19 protein-coding genes are annotated in these 20726 nt (G+C 65.2%); 15 read left to right on the top strand and 4 right to left on the bottom strand.

The genetic code is table 11. The features are described from left to right. Window positions 1-120: 120 nt before the first annotated feature. The 4 genes from AC1DYM_RS18600 (at window position 121) to AC1DYM_RS18585 (ending at window position 4314) form a co-directional block, all read left to right on the top strand. The gene (locus tag AC1DYM_RS18600) at window positions 121-870 is read left to right on the top strand and encodes an SDR family NAD(P)-dependent oxidoreductase (protein ID WP_477340845.1); all 750 of its coding nucleotides are present in this window, start codon (window positions 121-123) and stop codon (window positions 868-870) included. After that, the gene (locus AC1DYM_RS18595; protein ID WP_477340843.1) at window positions 854-2071 is read left to right on the top strand and encodes an MFS transporter; all 1218 of its coding nucleotides are present in this window, start codon (window positions 854-856) and stop codon (window positions 2069-2071) included. The genes AC1DYM_RS18600 and AC1DYM_RS18595 overlap by 17 nt, the downstream gene beginning before the upstream one ends. A gap of 391 nt (window positions 2072-2462) precedes the next feature. Next, on the top strand, window positions 2463-3800 hold the full coding sequence (locus AC1DYM_RS18590; RefSeq protein ID WP_477340841.1) for a lysozyme inhibitor LprI family protein: 1338 nt from the start codon (window positions 2463-2465) through the stop codon (window positions 3798-3800). 13 nt (window positions 3801-3813) lie between these two features. After that, window positions 3814-4314, top strand: a complete 501-nt coding sequence (locus AC1DYM_RS18585; protein WP_477340839.1) for a PH domain-containing protein — start codon at window positions 3814-3816, stop codon at window positions 4312-4314. 105 nt (window positions 4315-4419) lie between these two features. Here the strand turns inward: AC1DYM_RS18585 and cycA are convergent, their stop codons facing one another. From cycA to AC1DYM_RS18570, 3 genes are all read right to left on the bottom strand, one after another. Then, complete coding sequence (cycA, locus tag AC1DYM_RS18580) at window positions 4420-5796, bottom strand: D-serine/D-alanine/glycine transporter (protein WP_477340837.1); 1377 nt, start codon at window positions 5794-5796, stop codon at window positions 4420-4422. 96 nt (window positions 5797-5892) lie between these two features. Then, a complete protein-coding gene (locus AC1DYM_RS18575) occupies window positions 5893-7404 on the bottom strand; it encodes a hypothetical protein (RefSeq protein ID WP_477340835.1) in 1512 nt (503 codons plus the stop codon). 145 nt (window positions 7405-7549) lie between these two features. Next, complete coding sequence (locus AC1DYM_RS18570) at window positions 7550-8614, bottom strand: aldo/keto reductase (protein ID WP_477340833.1); 1065 nt, start codon at window positions 8612-8614, stop codon at window positions 7550-7552. Window positions 8615-8723: 109 nt separating this feature from the next. Here AC1DYM_RS18570 and AC1DYM_RS18565 point away from each other — a divergent pair, with 109 nt between their 5' ends. The 3 genes from AC1DYM_RS18565 to AC1DYM_RS18555 all read left to right on the top strand — a co-directional run bounded on the left by AC1DYM_RS18565 (window position 8724) and on the right by AC1DYM_RS18555 (window position 10854). After that, window positions 8724-9647 carry a LysR family transcriptional regulator gene (locus tag AC1DYM_RS18565; RefSeq protein ID WP_477340831.1) on the top strand — a complete coding sequence of 308 codons (924 nt, stop codon included), beginning with the start codon at window positions 8724-8726 and terminating at the stop codon, window positions 9645-9647. Next, complete coding sequence (locus tag AC1DYM_RS18560; protein WP_477340829.1) at window positions 9644-10027, top strand: nuclear transport factor 2 family protein; 384 nt, start codon at window positions 9644-9646, stop codon at window positions 10025-10027. The genes AC1DYM_RS18565 and AC1DYM_RS18560 overlap by 4 nt, the downstream gene beginning before the upstream one ends. Before the next feature lie 182 nt (window positions 10028-10209). Next, on the top strand, window positions 10210-10854 hold the full coding sequence (locus AC1DYM_RS18555) for a tetratricopeptide repeat protein (protein WP_477340827.1): 645 nt from the start codon (window positions 10210-10212) through the stop codon (window positions 10852-10854). 95 nt (window positions 10855-10949) lie between these two features. On the opposite strand, the gene AC1DYM_RS18550 is transcribed toward AC1DYM_RS18555, so the two are convergent. Further along, the gene (locus AC1DYM_RS18550) at window positions 10950-11303 is read right to left on the bottom strand and encodes a response regulator (protein WP_477340825.1); all 354 of its coding nucleotides are present in this window, start codon (window positions 11301-11303) and stop codon (window positions 10950-10952) included. A 148-nt stretch (window positions 11304-11451) separates the two neighbouring features. Between AC1DYM_RS18550 and AC1DYM_RS18545 the strand changes: the two genes are divergently transcribed. The 8 genes from AC1DYM_RS18545 to AC1DYM_RS18510 form a co-directional block, all read left to right on the top strand. Next, entirely contained in the window at window positions 11452-12309 is an 858-nt protein-coding gene (locus tag AC1DYM_RS18545; protein WP_477340823.1) for an STAS domain-containing protein, read from the top strand. A 1-nt stretch (window position 12310) separates the two neighbouring features. Further along, complete coding sequence (locus tag AC1DYM_RS18540; protein WP_477340821.1) at window positions 12311-12673, top strand: STAS domain-containing protein; 363 nt, start codon at window positions 12311-12313, stop codon at window positions 12671-12673. Beyond that, window positions 12670-13074: an anti-sigma regulatory factor gene (locus tag AC1DYM_RS18535; protein ID WP_477340819.1), complete on the top strand. Its 405-nt coding sequence runs from the start codon at window positions 12670-12672 to the stop codon at window positions 13072-13074. The genes AC1DYM_RS18540 and AC1DYM_RS18535 overlap by 4 nt, the downstream gene beginning before the upstream one ends. Further along, window positions 13065-14078: an ATP-binding protein gene (locus AC1DYM_RS18530; protein ID WP_477340817.1), complete on the top strand. Its 1014-nt coding sequence runs from the start codon at window positions 13065-13067 to the stop codon at window positions 14076-14078. Before AC1DYM_RS18535 ends, AC1DYM_RS18530 begins: the two co-directional genes overlap by 10 nt. Next, on the top strand, window positions 14075-14926 hold the full coding sequence (locus AC1DYM_RS18525) for a sensor histidine kinase (RefSeq protein WP_477340815.1): 852 nt from the start codon (window positions 14075-14077) through the stop codon (window positions 14924-14926). The genes AC1DYM_RS18530 and AC1DYM_RS18525 overlap by 4 nt, the downstream gene beginning before the upstream one ends. Then, window positions 14913-16847: a response regulator gene (locus AC1DYM_RS18520; protein ID WP_477340813.1), complete on the top strand. Its 1935-nt coding sequence runs from the start codon at window positions 14913-14915 to the stop codon at window positions 16845-16847. Before AC1DYM_RS18525 ends, AC1DYM_RS18520 begins: the two co-directional genes overlap by 14 nt. 85 nt (window positions 16848-16932) lie before the next feature. Continuing rightward, the gene (locus AC1DYM_RS18515; protein WP_477340811.1) at window positions 16933-18174 is read left to right on the top strand and encodes a tetratricopeptide repeat protein; all 1242 of its coding nucleotides are present in this window, start codon (window positions 16933-16935) and stop codon (window positions 18172-18174) included. Between the two features lie 124 nt (window positions 18175-18298). Then, the coding region (locus tag AC1DYM_RS18510) for a M1 family metallopeptidase (RefSeq protein ID WP_477340809.1) at window positions 18299-20726 on the top strand (2428 nt) is incomplete at its 3' end.

Below are 20726 nucleotides of genomic sequence, written 5' to 3'. Positions count from 1 at the left end.
GCGCTGATTGCCAGCGGCAAGAGAAGAATAGGCAAGGACGCGAGAAGAAGGGGCACGCGTGCCGACGCTCGCACCCCGAATACTGACCTCAAGCACTTTTCCCATCAGAGGACTCGACCCATGAAACTCAAAGGCAAGATTGCCGTCGTTACCGGCGCATCGAAAGGCATTGGCGCGGGTATCGCCCGGGCTTTGGGCGCTGAAGGCGCGACCGTGGTCGTGAACTACGCGAATAGCGAGAACGAAGCCAAGGCCGTCGTGGCACAGATCCAGGCGCTTGGCGGACAGGGTCTGGCCGTTCAGGCGGACATGAGCAAATCGGCGGACGTGTCGCGGTTGTTCGACACGGTCAGGAAAGAGTTCGGCACGCTCGACATCCTGGTGAACAATGCCGGTGTCGCCGTGTTCCAGATGATCGACGACCTCACCGAGGACGCCTTCCACACGCAGTTCAATCTCAACGTGCTGGGCTACCTTCTCGCCGTCAAGGAAGCGAGCAAGCTCTTCGGTACGTCCGGTAGCGTTATCAATATCAGCTCGATCCTGAGCACCGATCCCTATTTGGCATCCAGTGTCTATTCCGCCACCAAGGGGGCGGTGGATACGCTCACGTTCGCGCTGGCGAGGGAGCTCGGGTCACGCGGCATCCGCGTGAATTCCATCTTGCCGGGCCATACGAATACGCCCGCTACCGATGGAAACTTCACCGGCGAACTCGGACAGAAGATCCTCGCGGGAACCCCCTTGGGGCGCTTCGGCGAACCGGAAGACATTGCGCCGCTGGCGGTGTTTCTCGCCTCGGACGACTCGCATTGGGTCACCGGGGAATCCATCCGTGCGTCGGGAGGCGTGCGTGGGGTGGGTTACTGATCAGCCTGGCTTAGAGGGTCAGCCAGCATCGTGGAACGCCATTGCGGCGCTCGGTGCCGGTGCCTTCGCGCTGATCACGGCGGAGTTCTTGCCCGTGGGCTTGCTCCCGCAGATTGCCTCCGACCTCGCCATAAGCGAGGGGCAGGCGGGTCTCATGGTCACGATGCCGGGTGTCGCTGCCGCGTGCTCGGCGATCCTCACCATCAGCGTGGCGAAGGCGGTCGACCGACGCTTCGTGTTGTGGTTCTTTCTCGGCCTGATGGTGGTATCGAACGTGCTCGTCGCCTGTGCGAGCGGTTTGCACACGTTGCTCGCGGGGCGCCTCTTCCTGGGCGTTGCGGTGGGTGGCTTCTGGACCATTGGCGTGTCCCTCGGACCCCGATTGAGGCCTGGTGATGCGGGACGGGCGACGTCGATCATTTTCTCCGGGGTGACGCTAGGCACCGTTGCGGGGGTTCCTGCGGGAACGTTGCTGGGTGGCTTGCTCGGTTGGCGCGTCGCATTTGCCGTGTCAGCCGGCCTTGCCTTGCTGATCGCGTTGGCGCTGGTACGGCTTCTTCCGGTCATTCCACCAGAGCGTTCGTCGGGTATCTCGCAGGTGCCGGCCGTCCTGCGATTGCCCAAGGTCCGTGTGGGACTCATCGCCGTCGTCTTCATCTTCGTCGGTCAGTTCGCGGCGTATACCTACGTGTCGCCGTTTCTTGCGCAGGTCAGCGATATGGGGGCGCCCCAGCTTAGCGGCGTCCTGCTCGCCTACGGCGTAGCCGGCATCTTCGGCAACCTGTTCTGCGGTTGGCTGGGCGGACGCGATGTACGACGTGCCGTGTTGGGTACTGCGTTGCTGATGGGAGGATCGGTGCTCTTGCTGTTACTGACGCGAGAGAGCCACCTCGCTACCGTCGCTGGCATGGTTGCCTGGGGATTTGCCTTTGGGATGCTGCCTATCGCAATCCAGAGCTGGATCTTCAGCGCGGCGCCGGATCATATGGAAAGTGTGGCTGCGCTTTTCGTCGCGATCACCCAGCTGGCGATCGGGGCAGGCGCCCTGGTGGGTGGCCTGGTCGTCGACCACTACGGCGTCGTCGGGGCACTGGGCCTGGGCGCAGGTGGTGCCTTGACAGCTGCTGCCTGGATCTACGCAGCTTTCCCTTCGCCCCTGGTAGCCGGCTCAGTGGCTCAGCCAGACACCGGTTCGCGCTAGACGAAGCAGGCGTGCTCAGGTCTGACCCAGCCCGCCGGGACGCTCTCCGGCGCGGCTGGCGTCAGCGCGAGCCGAATTCCTGCGCGTGTGTCCGTAAAAGACGGCCCCAGGCAGCGGCTGCCGCCCGCAGCGTTGCATCCGGCCGGTATCTAACCTGCGCTGCGCAGCACCTCGCCTGCGTACCAGGATGGAACCATGAAGAACAGGATCGTCGCGCTGGCGCTAAGCCTCGCTGTCACACTCGGAGTGTTGTTTTCGCTCGGCGCCTCGGCCCATAGCCTCTGGTGAGCGTGTGGCTCCGCCCGGACGAGGCGGAGCCCTTGCCGCCATCCACCGCTTTTGTTCAGATGCAGGCGTTGCCGTCATTCGCCGGCAAGACGAAGGATCGCCTGTGTCCAAGAAGTTACGAGCTGCCAGCGCCGCGCTGCTGCTGACTGCGCCGCTGATGGCCCAAGCCGCCAGCTTCGACTGCGCCAAGGCGGGTACGCCCAGTGAGAAGGCGGTCTGCGCCGCGCCGACGATCTCGGCGCTGGACGGCAAACTCGGCGATGCCTTCCGGGCGGCACTCAAGAATCACCCCGACAAAGCCGACGCGCTCAAGCTCGACCAGCGCCATTGGCTCRCCACCCGCGACGACACGGCGTGGACCTACCTCAGCGGAGGGCTGGGCAAGGAGCTCGTCAACGTCATGGCCGGCCAGTACCGGCAGCGCATCGACTTCCTCGCCGGGCTGGACAAGGGCAAGCCGCAAGCGCCGCTCGCGATCGTCGCCGATGCCTTGCCCAGGCTGCCGTCCGGCTCTCGCGACGTACTCAGCGATCTGAAAGGGCAGGGGGCGCCCATCGTTCTCGCCACAGAGGTGGAGATGAAGAACGTCGCCGCCTTACCCTTCCAGCCCGACGACGCGCTGAAAAAGGCCATCGCCGAGCTCGACGACAGCCTGACCAATCGTGTGCTCGCAGGTTCGCCCTTCAGTTCGGCGTACTCGATGGGCGGCACGGCGCATTGCCTCTCCGAGGCGCCGTACCGTATCGATGGCAAGAAAGCCGTCGCCATCGACGGCCCGCCGGTGTGGGGCGACGATTGCATGACGAATCACCTCGTCGCGAAGCTGGGCGATGACTACGCCGCATTGAACGTCGATACGGGGAGCCCTGATCAACAGTCGATCGAGGCCAGCCGTTGGGTCGGCAAGGGCTTCGGGCCGGCCGTGGAGCTGGTGCTGCGTTTCGATCACGCGCTGAAGCTCGACGGTGCCGTCTGTGCGCCGAAGCAGTCGCCCTGCGATGAGTTCGGCACGACAGCGATGACGTATGTGGCCAAGTACGATCGCAACCCCCAGGGCGGCACTCTGGACCGGGCGCTGAAGGGTGACGAGAAGGCGTCGTATGAGGCCGCCGTGGCGCGGGCGAAGGCACCGGGCGGCATCGCTTCGAAGGGCGACGCGCCGACCCTTCCGGATTTCGGTAGCGATGGCCTGGCCGTCGGCTCCATGACCGGCTACGACAGTGAAGCCACCCTGTTCCCGCTCACCTTCCGTGGCGAGATCCTGGTCGGCTACATCGGGCATGGTCATGTGGGCTGGCGCGCGAACGACGACTGGATGGTCTCGGCGTGGCGCCTGAAGAACGGCAAGCTCGAGCCGGTCGCTTCGGCCTACGTGAACGTGGTGCGCGGCAGCCTGCTGCTGTCGGCACCGGTCACGCCGCCACCGCCCGAATCGCACTGAGCGAGGTTCAGCCATGACGACCTTTTCGACGAGCATGTCCGACAGCGTCCGTTGGCTGGGACTGACGACGGTAGCGATTCTCGTCATTGCGTTGAGCATCCTGCTCGGTCGGGACGCAGGGCGCTCGGTCGGGCCGTATCTCGCCGCCGTTCTGGTGCTCATCCTGCTCGTGACGTATCTGGTTTCCACGCGCGAGTACGCGATCGGCGACGGTGGCCTCGTCGTGCGGAAGGTGATCGGCAGTAAATCGTTCGAGCTGCGCGGCGCGTCGATCGGCCGCGATGCGCTGGCGTTCCAGGGCATGACCCGCGTGTTCGGCAACGGTGGCTTCTTCGCCTTCGACGGTCTGTTCTACTCGCGTCGGATTGGCTTTGTACGCAGCTACGCGCGCAACCGCGAGCACGGCGTGCTGATCTATCTGGCCGGCGGCAGCAAGCTGCTGCTCTCGCCGGATGACTCCGATGCCTTCGTTACTGCTGCGCTGGCGCAGGGCGCTGTATTAGCGGCGCCCTGATCCTTGTAGGAGCCGATTCATCGGCGATAGGGTGCTTGCGCCACCCTGGCCCGCTGCCGCGGGTTCGCCGATGAATCGGCTCTTACCGAAAGCGCGATCCCGCAGTTACGCCCGCTTGCGACGCAACGCGTAGCCGATACCGAGAATCGCAAACCACACCGGGCTGGCGATCAGCGCCTTGCGCGTGTCGTCTTCCAACGCCAGCAACACCAGCACGAAGGCGAAGAACACCAGGCATACCCAGCACATGAACACTCCGCCAGGCATCTTGTACTTAGACGCAGCGTGCAGCTCCGGCCGCTTGCGGCGGTAGGCGATATACGCGGCAAGGATCAGCGACCACACGAACATGAAGAGAATTGCGGCCAGCGTGGTCACCAGCGTAAAGGCGGTGACCAGGTCGGGAATGACGTAGACCAGGGTCGCGCCACCGAGCAGGCAGATGCACGAGAACAGCAGGCCGCGCGACGGCACGGCCGCCTTCGACAGGCGCTTGAACGCGGACGGCGCGTGGTCTTCCTCGGCCAGGCCATAGAGCATGCGGCTGGTGGAGAAGATGCCGCTGTTGGCGGACGACGTGGCCGAGGTGAGCACCACGAAGTTGATCAGGCTCGCCGCCGCCGGGATGCCGGCCAGCACGAACAGTTCCACGAACGGGCTCTTGCCCGGCAGCACTTCGCGCCATGGGGTCACCGACATGATGACGACCAGGGCCAGCACATAGAACAGGATGATGCGGACGGGGATCGAGTTGATCGCCTTGGGCAGGTTGCGCTCCGGATCGGCCGTCTCGGCGGCGGTGGTGCCGACCAGCTCGATGCCGACGAAGGCGAACACGGCGATCTGGAAGCCGGCGAAGAAGCCGCCCACGCCCTTGGGGAACATGCCGCCGTCGCTCCACAGGTTGCTGAGCGAGGCTACGTGGCCGTTCGGCGAGTGGAAGCTCCAGGCCACCATGCCGAAGCCGCAGACGATGAGTGCGCAGATGGCGATGATCTTGATCAGCGCGAACCAGAACTCCAGCTCGCCGAAGAGCTTGACCGTGGTGAGGTTGAGCACCAGGAGCAGGATCACGCAGAGCAGGGCGGGTACCCATGGCGCGAGGCCGGGGAACCAGAACTGGGCATACGAGGAGATGGCGATCACGTCCGCGATGGCCGTGATGATCCAGCAGAACCAGTAGGTCCAGCCGCAGAAGAATCCCGCCCAGGGACCGAGAAGATCGGTCGAGAAGTCGATGAACGATTTGTAGTCCAGGTTGGAGAGCAACAGCTCGCCCATGGCGCGCATGACGAAGAACAACATCACGCCGATGATCAGGTAGACGAACAGGATGGACGGCCCGGCGAGGCTGATCGTCTTGCCCGAACCCATGAACAGGCCGGTGCCGATGGCACCGCCGATGGCGATCAGCTGCAGGTGTCGGTTCGACAGGCTACGCCTGAGGTGCTGTTCGGGTGGCGATTCCTGCGGGTGCGACATCGGCGGTAACTCGGTCGGGACGGAAGCACGCAACATACGGGGGTGACCGCGATCCGGCAAGGCGACCCAGGAACGGCTGCTTCTGTAGGAACCGATTTATCGGCGATTTGGGGCTGCCTCATCGCCGCTTCGTTGGCTTTTCGCCGATGAATCGGCTCCCACATTTCCTGTCGCCGATGAATCGGCTCCTACATTTCCTGTCGCCGATGAATCGGCTCCTACGCAGAGCGTTGGCGGCTTGGCGAAGGCGTGTTGCTCCTGCCAGCCATAGTCGTAAGCGACGGTGCCGATGCTGTAGCACGGGCCGAGCGTATCGGTGGGAAGCTGCAGCAGCTCGCCGTCCACGATGTAGCGCTGGTAGAGCGGCGTGATGTCGCCGCCGCCAACGGCAGCCACTGCGGCGATCAGGGCTGGACCGGGGTCCGGGGTTTGGATGTCCATCCGGTTGAGCGCATCCGCCAGTTGCTTCCGGCCCTGGGTGGCCTCCCGGAGACGCGCGTCGATCAACCACGCAAACAGTTCGCCCCGCGCCCCCGGTAACTGCCGAGCCTCGTAGACGCGTGGGGCCTCTTCAACGAGACCGGCATTCGAGGTTCGCCGGAAGGGCGAGCCGCCGTACTTGCCGAGGATGTCGTTCACGTGCCGGGCGAAATCGACGCGATCGAGCTTGCCTTCGGTGCGGAGGGCGCTGGCGACGCGGTAGCCCGCGAAGCCCTGGGTGAACCATGCGTTGGCCGTGCCGCCTTGCGCGGTGCCGGTGGAGGCGAATTGCCTGATCACTTCGAACGACCACGGCGGAGAGGGCACACCGGGTGTTATCAGCAGTGTTGCTGACGTGCCGGTCGCCGTGGAGCCGTAGCCTGTTCCCTCGTCGAAGTTGAGGACGTTAACCGTGAGGAGACTCGGCAAGGTGACGTTCCGGTCGACCAGAAGCAGTGTCGACGCGATCAGGTCGGCGATTTTCTCGGCATCCCGCGGCTGTCCACCCAAGGCTCCTACCTGCAGCGTGGTTGCCGTCCCGATGCGGCGGGTGGTCACGGTGAGATGGCGGGCGACCAGATACGACGTGAGCCAGATGTCGTCGACCGTCTTGATCGGGCTTTCGGAGGCACCGACGGTGTGCCAGCCCTCGGGCAGCGTTACCGTCGACGAGGCTGGTCGCGTCGTCGGGCCTTTCGGGCGTGCGAGCAAGGCACCACCGAACGCGAACATCGCGCCGGGCCCTCCGAGCATGTGGGGATGAAAGAAGTCCCACTTGCTCCAGTCGAGTGGCTGTGGCCGGGCGGTACGCCACGCGAGGACCACCTCGGCATGCGGCGAGGTGGTCACACGCCAGCGGTCCGGCGTGGACGTGTCGAGGGTGCCGCTCTCGACGTAGACGTCGACAGGATGCTGGTCGGGCGGGGTGAAATCGACGATGCCGTCATCACCGCTGCGCAGCGTGGCTCGCACGGTGATGGCGTCGAGGTCCCCCTGCTTCAGGCCCAGTCCGATGTCGTAGTGGATCGGTGGTGGTTCGGTCGCATGGACGAGTGGCGTGATGCCGCTCGCCGAGAGAACGCCCGCCGCCACGATGAAAAACCTGACCCTTCTCGATATGCCTGCCATCGCCGCTCCTTGTGATCGGGAGCGTCTCTGCAAGCGGCGGGCCAAAGGGCATGCACCGGAGAAAGGGGGATGGCTGCACTCAGGGCATGTCCGCGGACGGTCGTCGCGGACACGCGGACGCAAAGCATCGCCGATGAATCGGCTCCTACCAGAGCTTGGTTACGCTGGCGCCGCCGCGGACGGTGTCGTGGACGCGGGGGAGGAAGGAGTGCGGGAAGATCGGGCTGATCGCGCTGGCGGCATCGATGGTGCGGATCTGCTCGTCGGTAAAGGTGACCTCGAGTGCGGCGAGGTTTTCCTCGAATTGCGCGGCGGTCCGTGCGCCGAGGATCGGGATGATCGACGGTGCCTGCTTGGCCAGTAGCCACGCGATGGCCGTTTGTGCGGGCGTGTGGCCGACATCTTCGGCGACCGCCTTGAGCGCGTCGACGATATCGAGGTTGTGTTCGCTCAGCGACCCCATGCCGGATGCGACGGCGGCGCGACCGCCGGTGAACATGTCGCCGCCCTTGTGCTTTTCGACATCGGCGCGGCTGTACTTGCCCGAAAGCACGCCACTGCCCAGCGGCGACCATGCAAGTACGCCGAGGCCGAATTCCTGCGCCATCGGCAGGAGGTCGTGTTCCACCGTGCGCTCGATCAGGCTGTGCTCGATCTGCAGCGCGACGAGGGGCGCCCAGCCGCGAAGGTCGGCCAGCGTCTGCATGCGGGCAATCTGCCAGGCGGGCGTGTCGGAGATGCCGGCGTAGACGATCTTGCCGCTGCGGACGAGATCGTCGAAGGCGCGCATGATCTCTTCGACCGGCACAAGGCCATCCCACACATGCAGGTAATAGAGATCGATGTAGTCGGTATCGAGGCGGCGCAGGCTGTCTTCCACCGCGCGGACCATGTTGCGCCGGTGATTGCCGGAGGCATTGGTGTTCGTGGGGTCCGTCGTCAGTGAGTACTTGGTCGCGATCACGGCGTGGTCGCGACGGCCGGCGAGGAACCGACCGAGCAGGGTCTCCGAGGTGCCGCCGGTGTAGAAGTTGGCGGTGTCGATGAAGTTGCCGCCGCGCTCCATGTAGCTGTCGAGCATGCTCCGGGATTCGGCTTCGCCGGCACCCCAGCCCCATTCCTCGCCGAAGGTCATCGTGCCCAACGAAACAGGGCTGACGCGCAGGCCGGAGCGGCCGAGGGTGACGTAGTCGTTGAGGCGCTTGCTCATGGGATGTCTCCGTGGAGGGATGCGCTGACGATAGTCGCGTGATTGCCTCTGGATAAACCGGTGATCAGGGGATAGGCTTTGAAGCATTGCTTCATAATGGAGGGCCGCGATGCCACCCGAGCTGTTACCCGCGATCTCCGCCTTCGCCCGCGTCGCGCACCACGAGAGCTTTACCCGGGCGGCGCGCGAAATGGGTATCTCGCCCTCGGCGCTATCCCAGGCCGTTCGCTCGCTGGAGAGTCGCCTGGGCGTGCGGCTGCTCGATCGCACGACGCGCCGGGTGGGCGTGACCGAGATCGGTCGTCGTTTCCTGGCCGAGGCGCAGACGGGGCTCGCCGCCATCGCCCGGGCGGTCGATGCCGTGGACGAGTCCCGCGAGGCGCCGGCCGGCGTGCTGCGCATCAATCTTTCGCGCGTCGTGGCGGACCTGGTGGTCATGCCCCATCTCGGCGACTTCATGGCGATGTACCCGGACGTGGTTGTCGAACTGCATTGCGACAACCGCTTCAAGGACCTCGTGGCCGGCGGTTTCGACGCGGGCTTCCGGTTGGGCGAAAGCCTGGCCAACGATGTCGTCGCGGTGCCCATCGGCGGCTCGCACCGGCTCGCGACGTTCGCCGCTCCCGCGTATCTGCAGCGTCACGGCGAACCGCGTACGCCCGCCGACCTGCTGGCACACCGGTGTGCCTGCGTCCGCCTGGACGAGGAGCGCAGCCTGATGCTCTGGGACTTCGCGCAGGACGGCCGCCTGATCGAGGTCGAGGCTACCCCGTCGATGATCAGCAACGATGCCGACCTGCTGATCGAAGGTGCGCGGCAGGGTATCGGTATCGGCTGCCATTTCGAGGCGCTGGTGCGGGCGGATCTCGACAGCGGACGCCTGCAGCCCGTGCTGGAAGATTTCTGGCCCACCTTCGGCGCCTTCCATCTGTACTATCCCAGCCGTGTACACGTGCCGCGCAAGCTGCGCGTGTTCATCGACTTTTTCCGCGAACGCCACGCCTCATCACTACCCAGGGACCCGCGATCATGATCGACGCCGCACGCCACGCCCTCATCGATGCCTATATCGACGCGTACAACCACTTCGACATCGAGCGCATGCTGGCCCTGGTCACGGACGACGTGCGCTTCGAGCACCACACCGGCGACGAGCTGAGCGTGGCGACGAACGGCAAGGCCGAGCTGGAGAAGCTGGCGCGCGTGGGTGCGGCTTTGTTCGCCTCGCGCCACCAGAAGCTGTTGAAGATGCATGAGGAAGGCACGGTCGTGATTGCGACGATCGACTTCCACGGCGAGATCGCCGAGGACATTCCGGACGGTCCGGGCGCGGGCAGCATCATCGAGATGCAGGGCACGTCGGAATTCGGGTTTCACAACGGCAAGATCAACCGCATCGTCGACCGCGGATGAGTCGCGATTTCTTGCTGAAAGCTTCTCGACAGGTGGGTTTCCCAAGCTTCGCCCCATCGAAAATGAGGGTGCCTGCGATGGTCAGGGTATGGAGAAGCGCCGCGACCGCGTGCGTGGTGATGTCGCTGGCGGCATGTGCGGCAGCGCTGCCGCCGAGAGAGACGCCGCAGTCGGAAAAAGTCATGAAGCAGAGCAGTGACGACAAGGAAGTCGCCGACGGCATCAGCATGATCCACGCCGGGAAGATACAGGAGGCGATCGATGGCCCGCTGGCGGACGTCGTTACGCGCCTGGAGAAGCAGTATGCGAACAGCCCGGACCAGGTCTATTCGCCGCGCGGGCCCGCGCTGCGGGCGGACTACGCGTCCCTGGAAGCGGGTGACAAGAAGCACCCGGGCCACGGCAAGCGCATCGTCAACATCGGCCCCTCTTGGGCGATGGCCTATTGGGCACGCGGCTACGGTTACAGCGACCTCGGTCGCTATGCGGAGGCCGAGGTCGAATTGAACAAGGCGCTGCAGCTATCGCCGAAGGATTCGCAGTTTCTCGGTGAGCTTGCTTTCGTCGCCCAGCGGGAAAACCGCTATGACGACTCGTTCAAGCTGTATCGCGCGGCGATCAGGAATATCGACCTGATGGACACGTGGAAGGATCCCGAGAAGAACGATTTCCTTTGCCGCGCGTACGGCGGGCAGGGGTTCGATCTGCTGCAGTTGAAGCGGTATGACGAGGCGGACAAGGCCTACCAGAACTGCCTGAAGATCGCGCCGAACGATGCCAAGGCCAAGGCCGGGGTGGAGAGTGTTCGGGCGGCGAGGGGCAAGTAGGCGAGGTTTTCGCGAGCACCCATCGCCGATGAATCGGCTCCTACCTGTGGGAGCCGATTTATCGGCGAAGCTCTTCGATCAGTCAGCGATACCGTTCAGGCCGCGACGCCCGTGACCGCCGCCAGCAGCGACTTCCGGTCGTACGGCTTGGCCAGGTATGCCATCGACGCCTGCAGCCAATCGTGCTGCTCCTTCGCTTCACCCGAGGTCACCAGGACGTGCATGTTGGCGTGGCGGGTGGCGAGGTCCTGGCCGGAAATCTTGCCCGGCATGCGCACGTCGGTGAACAGCACATCGGCCTTGCCGGTTTCGAGCCACTTTTCCGCTTCGTCTCCGCTGGAGACGGTGTGCACCGTTATGCCGGCTTCCTCGAGGATCATCGCGGAGATCTCGCGGATGGACGGGTCGTCCTCGACCAGCAGGACGATGAGGGGAGTTTCAGTGGTCATGGAAGGCACTTCATGGGCTAGGCGATGAGGATATCGGCGACGCAGATAGCGGGTTCGGTGTGAACCTCGCGTCAACGCACCTGGGGGGCCGCGCGCTATTCCCTTGGCCCCGGCTGAGCCGCATCATAGTGCTTTTAAGGGGATGACCATGAGCACACTGAGCCAGCAGACCATCGATGCGACCCGCAAGAACGAAGGCCACCTCCTGGCCAGCTGGCAGGCCAACCTGGATGCAAGCGGTGCGTCTCGTGATTCCCGGATCAAACAGGCCGAGTTCGAGGCACAGACGCGGGAGTTCCTCCGCCTGCTCCTTGCCAGCGCGAACGGTGGTGACACCGCCAATATCACCGGCAGCGACTGGGCCGACGTGCGTGGCTTCCTCGATGGCCTGTCACGCAGCCGCGCGCTGCAGGGCTTCGATTCGCAGACGACGGCCAGTTTCATCTTCTCGCTGAAGCGCCCCCTGTTTGAACTCCTGCAGGCGCAGTATGCGAGCGATGCGGGCGAACTCGCCGCGCAGCTCTGGGCGGTCACCGAACTGCTCGACACGCTCGGCATGTACACCGTGCGCGCGTTCCAGAAGTCCCGCGAAGAAGTGATCGCCCGCCAGCAGGAAGAACTGCTCGAGCTGTCGACACCGGTGGTGAAGCTGTGGGACGGTGTGCTCGCGCTGCCGATGATCGGCACGCTGGATTCGCAGCGTACCCAGGTGGTGATGGAGTCCCTGCTCCAGCGCATCGTGGAAACCGGTTCGGAAATCGCCATCATCGATATCACCGGCGTGCCCACGGTGGACACGCTCGTCGCGCAGCACCTGCTGAAGACAGTCACGGCGATCCGCCTCATGGGCGCCGATGCGATCATCAGCGGTGTTCGTCCGCAGATCGCGCAGACCATCGTGCACCTGGGCCTGGACCTGCAGGGCATCGTGACCAAGGCCAACCTGGCCGATGCCCTGGCATTGGCACTGAAGCGCTCGGGTCTCACCGTCACCAAGGCGAGCTGACGTGGAACGCATACCCATCTTGCGCATGGGCGACTTCCTGCTGGTCACCATCCAGGTGGACATGCACGACGAGCTCGCCATCACGCTGCAGGACGACCTCTCCGAGCGGATCAGCAAGACCTCCGCACGCGGCGTTCTCATCGACATCTCCGCGCTGGACATGGTGGACTCCTTCATCGGCCGCATGATCGGCACGATTTCCGGCTTGTCCAAGATCATGGATGCCGAAACCGTGCTGGTCGGCATGCAGCCGGCGGTGGCGATCACCCTGGTGGAGCTGGGCCTGACCCTTCCCGGCGTGATTACCGCACTGAACGTGGAGCGTGGCATGAACCTGCTGCGCGAGCGTGTGCAATCCGAATGAACGTCCTCAAGAGCGGCAGCCAGGCGGTTCGCATCGAACAGGACGTGGTGATGGCGCGACAGACCGCCCGCAAGCTCGCGGTGGAAGCCGGCCTGCGCCTGGTCGACCAGACCAAGCTGGTCACGGCGGCCAGCGAGCTGGCGCGCAACACCGTGGTCTACGGCCGCGGTGGCGACATGGATTGGGAAATCCTCGAGGACGAGCGCCGCAAGGGCCTGCGCCTCACGTTTCGCGACCAGGGGCCGGGTATCGCCGATATGAAGCTGGCGATGACCGACGGCTGGACATCGGGTAGTGGCCTCGGCCTTGGCCTTACCGGCGCGAAGCGTCTCGTCGACGACTTTTCGGTGGAGAGTGCGCCCGGGGAAGGTACCCGGGTGATGATCTGCAAATGGACCTGACGTTTGCCGGGGCACCGACCCTGGTGCTTCCGCTGGAAGATACCAGCCAGATCGGACACGCGCGCCGCGTGGCGCTGAAGGAAGCTGCACGCGCCGGCTTCGACGAGACGGATGCGGCTCGCGTGGCGTTGATCGCCACGGAGCTGGCGACCAACATACTCAAGCATGCGCGTACCGGCGAGATCCACATCGCCCTCGTTCCCGGCGTCGCGACAGGCGGCGTCGAGGTCATTGCCGTCGACCGGGGCCCCGGTTTCAATCTCAGCGACTGCCTGCCGGACGGCTACTCCACCGGCGGCACGCGCGGCGAAGGGCTCGGCGCGGTGAAGCGTGTGGCCGATGTGCTCGACATGTATGCCGACCATCGCGGCTCCGTCGTGCTGGCACGCATGTATCCGAAGGGCTTCGCACGCGCGGATGTGTCTTTCGGCGCGAGCCATCATCCCTTGCACAGCGAGGCGGTGAGTGGCGACGGCTGGGCGATGAGCCTGGGCGACGAGGTCGTCGCGGCGATGATGGTGGATGGCCTCGGCCACGGTCCGCAGGCGCATGACGCCGCGACCGCGGGCACCGACGCCTGGCTGGCCGACGCGCGGGCCGACCCGCTCGATGGCATCGGCTACATGGATGCCGCGATGCGCGGCACGCGGGGCGGAGCGGTCGCCATCGCCCGCTACGATCGCACTTCCGATACGCTGCGCTATGCCGGCATCGGTAATATCGCCGGCAGCCTGCAGACCGTCGACGGGTCGCGCGGCCTTGCCTCGCACCCCGGTATCGTGGGCGTGCAGGCCCGGCGCAGTCGGCCTTTCGAGTTCTCGCCGGTGCACGGCCGTTTGCTGATCCTGCACAGCGACGGCCTGCAGTCGCGCTGGAACCTGCTCGATTACCCCGGACTGGTGACACGCCACCCGGCGGTGGTGACCGCCCTGCTACACCGGGACTTCTCTCGTGGCCGCGACGATGCGACCGTGCTTGCGATTCGATTGGAGACTTCCGCATGAATGGCGCCGACGACAGCGAAAAACTTCGCGCCGAGAACGACGCGCTGCGCGCCGAACTGGACGAGACCAACCAGGGCGTGCTCGCGCTGTATGCCGAGTTGGACAACCAGGCCGAGCAGCTGCGTCAGGCCTCCGAGCTGAAGAGCCGGTTCCTGTCGTACATGAGCCACGAGTTCCGTACGCCGCTGGGTTCCATCCTGAGCATGACGCGCCTGCTCGACGACGAGCTCGACGGTCCGCTGACCACCGAGCAGCATAAGCAGCTGGCCTTCGTCAGCACCGCCGCGCGTGACCTCAGCGACATGGTCGACGACCTGCTCGACCTGGCCAAGATCGAGGCCGGCCGGATCACGATCTCGCCGGCCTGGTTCGAGCTGATGGACCTGTTCTCGGCTCTGCGCGGCATGTTCCGTCCGATCGTGGACACGACCGAGGCGGACCTGATCTTCGAGGCGCCGGAGGGCATGCCCAAGCTCTACACCGACGACAAGAAGCTCGCCCAGATCCTGCGCAACTTCATTTCCAACGCGCTGAAGTTCACGCCGCGCGGCGAAGTGCGCGTCACGGCGCAGATGGAAGGTACCGATCGCGTGCGCTTCGCGGTGAGCGATACCGGCATCGGCATCCCGGAAGAGTTGCAGAACGTGCTGTTCGAAGATTTTGCCCAGATCGATTCGCCGCTGCAGAAACGCCTGCGTGGCACGGGCCTGGGCCTGTCGCTGTGCCGGCAGTTCGCCCATTTGCTCGGTGGTGAGGTGGGTCTGGAGAGCGCAGCCGGCGTGGGTTCGGTCTTTCATGTGGTCTTGCCGCTGAAGCTGGCGGAGGATACGGCCGATGCCGCCGAATAACCGACTGCTTATCGTCGACGACAACGCCGCGACGCGCTACGCGATGCGTCGCACCGTGGAGCGTCACGGCTATACCGTGCTCGAGGCGGGTACCGGGTCTGAAGGCCTGGCGATGATCGCGGCGAACGACTTCGCCGGCCTCATCCTCGATGTGAATCTGCCGGACATGAGCGGCTTCGACATCGTGCGCAAGTTGCGCGACGATCCGGAAACGCAGTTGTTGCCGGTGATCCACGTGTCGGCGGCCTCGATCGAAACCGGCGACATGATCACGGGGCTGGACAATGGTGCGGATGCCTACCTGATCCATCCCGTCGATCCGGATGTGTTGCTGGCGACCATTCGCACCCTGCTTCGTGTGCGCGAAACCGAAGACGCGCTGCGTGAATCCGAGGCGCGTTTCCGCGAGATCTTCATCAACATCGCCGCGCCGATCGGCGTCGTCGATAGCCGGCTCGCGGTGATCGAGGCCAATGACGCTTTCCGCCGACTGGCCGGTGAGGCGGGTTGCGACGATTCGCTGGATGGATGCTTCATTCCCGGGCAGGACGCCTTGCTCGAGGAAATGCGCCAGACCCTCGCCACGCGGCAACGCTGGCGCGGCGACTTGTCCATGCATAGTGCGCTGGGCACGCGCGAGACGGAGTGGCGCGTCACGCCGTATCGCGACGACGCCGGCCTCGTCTTCATCGACGATGTGACCGAACAGCGCCTGCGCGAGCGCACGCAGCTGGAGCAGATCGACACGGCGACGACCCAGCTGGCGATCGAGATCGCCGAGCGCGAGCGCAGTGAATCCCAGCTGTTGCAGGCGCAGAAGATGGACGCGCTGGGCAAGCTCACCGGCGGCATCGCCCACGACTTCAACAATCTGCTCACCAGCATCATCACGGGTATCGACCTGATCAACCGTTCGGTCGAGGCCGGCAAGACGCAGGGTGTGCAGCGCTTCGCCGATGCGGCGCTGGGTTCCGCGCGACGTGCGTCGGCTCTCACCCATCGCCTGCTTGCCTTCGCCCGCCAGCAGCCGCTGGACGCGCAGGCGACCGACGTGAACGATCGCGTGCGTTCGCTGGAAGACATGCTGCGCCGGACGATCGGCGAACACATCTCGCTGGCGCTCGACCTTGATGCGTCGGCGGCGATTGCCAACGTGGATGCCAACCAGTTGGAAAACGCGGTGATCAACCTGGTGATCAACGCACGCGATGCGACGGACGGCCAGGGCGTGATCCGGGTGACCACGGACCAGGTGCGGATCGAAAGAGATCCGGAGTTGGCCGATGGCGATTACATCATGCTGACCGTCTCGGACAATGGCGGGGGAATCCCGCCGGAGATCCTCGACAAGGTGTTCGAACCGTTCTTCACTACCAAGCCGCTGGGTCAGGGCACGGGCCTGGGGTTGTCGATGATCTACGGCTTCGCCCGTCAGTCGGGCGGCCAGGCACGTATCGTCAGCACCGTGGGCAAGGGCACCGATGTCTCGCTGCTTCTGCCCGTGGGCCAGGGCGAGGTGGTGCCGCTGATGCAACGCGCCTTGCCGATCGGCGGCGGTCGCGGTGAGCGGATCCTCGTCGTCGAGGACACCGACTCCCTGCGCATGATGACCGAGGAAATCCTGATCCGTGCCGGCTACGAATGCATCGCCACGGGCGATATCGAGCATGCGCTACGTGTGCTGCGCGGCGACGAGGGTCTGGATCTCCTGCTCACGGACGTCGGCATGCCTGGCATGAACGGTCGCGACCTGGCCGAGGTGGCGCGGGCTTGGCGACCGACCTTGCCGGTTCTGTTCATGACCGGCTACACCGAAAACGCCATGCAGCGCTCGCGCTTTCTCGGCACCGGCATGGACATGATCACCAAGCCCTTCGAGATCGACGGCTTGCTGGCCAGTGTCCACGCGATGTTCGATTAGGGGCCTGCCCAAAAAGCCGATATCTTCCCGTCGCTTATCCCCCTATGATGCGGCCACGATCGGCAGGCGTGTTCAGGGGAACGGGATGTCGGAAGCGAAGGCAGGTACGCTGTTGGGCGACCGTCGGTTCGCCGCGGAAATGGATGCCTTGCAGCGATTCGGATCGCTGGAAAGGGACGCCCAGCTCGGCGACGCGCAGGCGCAGTTCCGCGTGGCCACCATGTATTACGAGGGTGAGCACATCACCCAGGACCGCTCGCGCTCCGTCCATTGGTTTCGTCGCGCAGCCGAGCAGGGCCACCTGGAAAGCCAGTATCGGCTCGCCACGCATTACGCCGAGGGCACGGGTGTGCCACGCGACCCGTTCGAGGCGGCCGGCTGGTTCCGCCGTGCCGCGGAGGCCGGCTTTGCCGAGGCGCAATGTGCCCTGGGCACCCTTTACGCCCGCGGCCATGGCGTCAATGCGGACCGCGTGCAGGCCCTGCACTGGTGGGGCCTGGCCGCTGACCAGGGCCACGTGCAGGCTTGCGTGAACCTGGGTGTGTCGCACTATTTCGGTCGCGGTGTGCCGCGCGATGCCGAGCTTGCGTTCGCTTTCTACAGCAAGGCCGTGGAACGCGGACAGCCCGAATCGCGTGGTTTCGGCGACGCGCTCTGCAGCCTCGGCCGCATGTATGTGGACGGCGTCGGCGTGGCACGCGATACCGCCATGGGAGCGCATCACTTCCGTCGCGCCGCCGAGCTGGGCAACAGCATCGCCCAGTTCACCCTGGGCAAGATGTACCTCGAGGCCAGCGATCTGCCCGGCGACCGCGAGCAGGCCAGGCTGTGGCTGGGTCGCGCGGCCGAGCAGGGCGATAGTGAAGCGAGGCAGCGCATGGTCGAGCTGGACGCCGAGGTGAATGCCGTGCCCGACGGCACCGAGCGCCTCAGCCAGATCGGCCCGCAGGATGCGTCGGCCCAGTTCCTTCTCGGCCAGCGCCTCGCCTCGGGCGATGGCGTGGCGCGTAACGAGCCCGAGGCCGTGCGCTGGCTGGCCCTGGCCGCGGACCGCGGTCACGTCCCGGCCCAGTACGCCCTGGCCCAGATGATCGATAACGGCCGCGGCGTGCCCCGCAACCTCGGTGAGGTGGTGCGCCTGTACCGCGCCGCCGCCGGTGGCGACCACGCGGACGCCCAGTTCGAGCTAGGCCTCCTGCACGAGCGCGGCGAGGGAGTGCCCCGCAACGCCGCCATCGCCCGTGCCTGGTACCGCAAGGCGGCCAAACGCGGCCACCTGAAGGCCATGCGCCGCCTGGAAAAGCGCACCTGGTGGCGCTTCTGGTAGAGGTCGCAATTTATTGCGGCCATGACTTCCGGCGCTTCTCCGGCCCCGCCGGGTGTCCCAGCATCAGGGTAATCGACTCCGCCGGAGCTGCCGGCAGGGCGACGCACCCCCAGGGATCCCCGTCATGCGTACACCTCTCGTCACCGCGATTGCCTTCGCGCTCGCCGGCCTGACCACCGCGGCCTTCGCCGCCCCGGCCGCCGATGCCAGCGAACAGCTCGCAACCACCCAGCTTCCGCGCGGCGTTCGCCCGACACACTACGACGTCTCGGTCGTGCCGCACGCCGACAAGCTGGTCTTCGATGGCAAGGTCACGATCGCCGTGGACGTGCTCGACTCGACCCCGTCGATCACCTTGAACGCGGAGGACATGACCTTCGCCAACGTTACCCTGATGCCGACCACGGGCAAGGCGAAGTTCGCCGCGCCGAAGGTGGCCATCGACGCTGAAGCGCAGACGGTGACCTTCACCTTCGACCATGCGATTCCGGCAGGCAGCTATCGCCTGGCCATGGATTACACGGGCAAGATCGGCACGCAGGCCAACGGCCTGTTCGCAATCGACTACGACACCAAGAGCGACGGCAAGAAGCGCGCGCTCTACACCCAGTTCGAGAACTCCGACGCCCGCCGCTTCATCCCGTCGTGGGACGAGCCGGCGTACAAGGCCACCTTCACCGTCGACGCGACCGTCCCGGCTGCCGACATGGCGGTGAACAACATGCCGGTCGCCTCCAGCAAGGATCTCGGCAATGGGCTGAAGAAGGTGACCTTCGCGCAGACGCCGAAGATGTCGACCTACCTGTTGTTCTTCGGCGTGGGCGAATTCGATCGCGCCACGACGATGTCCGATGGCGTCGAGATCGGCGTGATCACGCAGAAGGGCCTCACCTCGCAGGCGAAGTTCACGCTCGACTCGGGCAGGGACGTGCTGAAGGAATACAACGCGTATTTCGGTGTGCCGTACCCGCTGCCCAAGCTCGACAACATCGCCTCGCCAGGCCAGAGCCAGTTCTTCGCGGCGATGGAAAACTGGGGTGCGATCTACACCTTCGAATACGCGCTGCTGCTCGATCCGTCGATCTCCACCCAGGCCGACAAGCAGGAAGTGTTCAACACCGCGGCGCATGAAATGGCGCACCAGTGGTTCGGTGACCTGGTGACCATGCGCTGGTGGGACGATCTCTGGCTCAACGAAGGCTTCGCCTCGTGGCTGGCATCGCGCACCACCGAGCGCCTGCACCCGGAGTGGCACACCAATCTCGAGGCCGTGTCGATTCGCGAACAGGCGATGACGCGCGACGCCGTCGCGACCACCCACCCGGTGGTGCAGAAGATCGACACGGTGGAGCAGGCCAGCCAGGCTTTCGACGAGATCACGTACTCGAAGGGCGAATCCGTTATCCGCATGCTCGAAGCCTATGTCGGCCCCGATGCATGGCAGAAGGGCGTGCAGGCGTACATCAAGGCGCACGCCTATTCGAACACGGTGTCGAACGACCTCTGGAAGGAAATCGATGCAGCCGCCGGCAAGCCGGTGAGCACCATCGCGCACGACTTCACGTTGCAGCCCGGTATTCCGCTGGTGCGCGTGGACTCGGTGACCTGCACCAACGGTTCGACCACGCTGAAGCTGTCGCAGGGCGAGTTCACCCGCGATCGTCCCGACAAGAAGGCGCTTGCCTGGCACGTGCCGGTGATCGCGAAGACCGTCGGTGGCGCCGCGTCCACGACGCTGCTCGAGAATGGCACGGGTACGCTCACGGTGGCCGGTTGCGCACCGGTCGTCGTCAATGCCGGCCAGACCGGCTACTTCCGCACGCTGTACCAGCCGGCGCAGGTCAAGGCGCTGACCGGTACGTTCGCCAAGCTCGAGCCGATCGACCAGCTCGGCGTATTCGCCGACGTCTGGGCGCTCGGCATGGGCGGCCTCGAGCCGGCCTCCGATGTGCTCGACCTGATCAAGGTCGCGCCGCTGGATGCACCGCCGCAGCTGTGGGACAGCATCGCCAGCGACTTCACCGCGCTCGACGCGTATTACCAGGGCGATGCCAAGCGCCAGGCCGTGCTGCGCAAGTACGCCATCGCACGTCTGGCACCGAAGTTCGCGCAGGTGGGTTGGGAGGCGAAGCCGGGTGAAGAGGCGCCGATCGCGATCCTGCGCTCGTCCCTCATCTCGTCCCTGAGCAACCTGGGCGATGCCAAGGTCATCGCCGAAGCGCGTCATCGCTACGAGAGCAACCAGATGCCGGCCGAGCTGCGCAAGGTGATCCTTGCGGCCGTCGCCGCGCACGCCGATGCGGCGACGTGGGACAAGATGCATGAAGCCGCCAAGGCCGAGAAGTCCCCGCTGGTTAAAGACCGCCTGTACGCCTTGCTCGCACAGACCGAAGACGAGGCGCTGGCCAAGCGTGCACTCGACCTGTCCCTGACGGGTGAGGCCGGTGAAACCAACAGTGCCGCACTGATCTCGGGCGTCTCCCGTCGTCATCCGGAACTGGCCTTCGACTTCGCCGTGGCACACAAGGACAAGGTCGACGGCTTCGTCGACT

The sequence above is a fragment of the Luteibacter sp. P1_D3 genome (assembly GCF_056406135.1).
The sequence above is the reverse complement of the archived record's forward strand: the minus strand, read 5'-3'. Positions and strand labels throughout refer to the sequence as shown.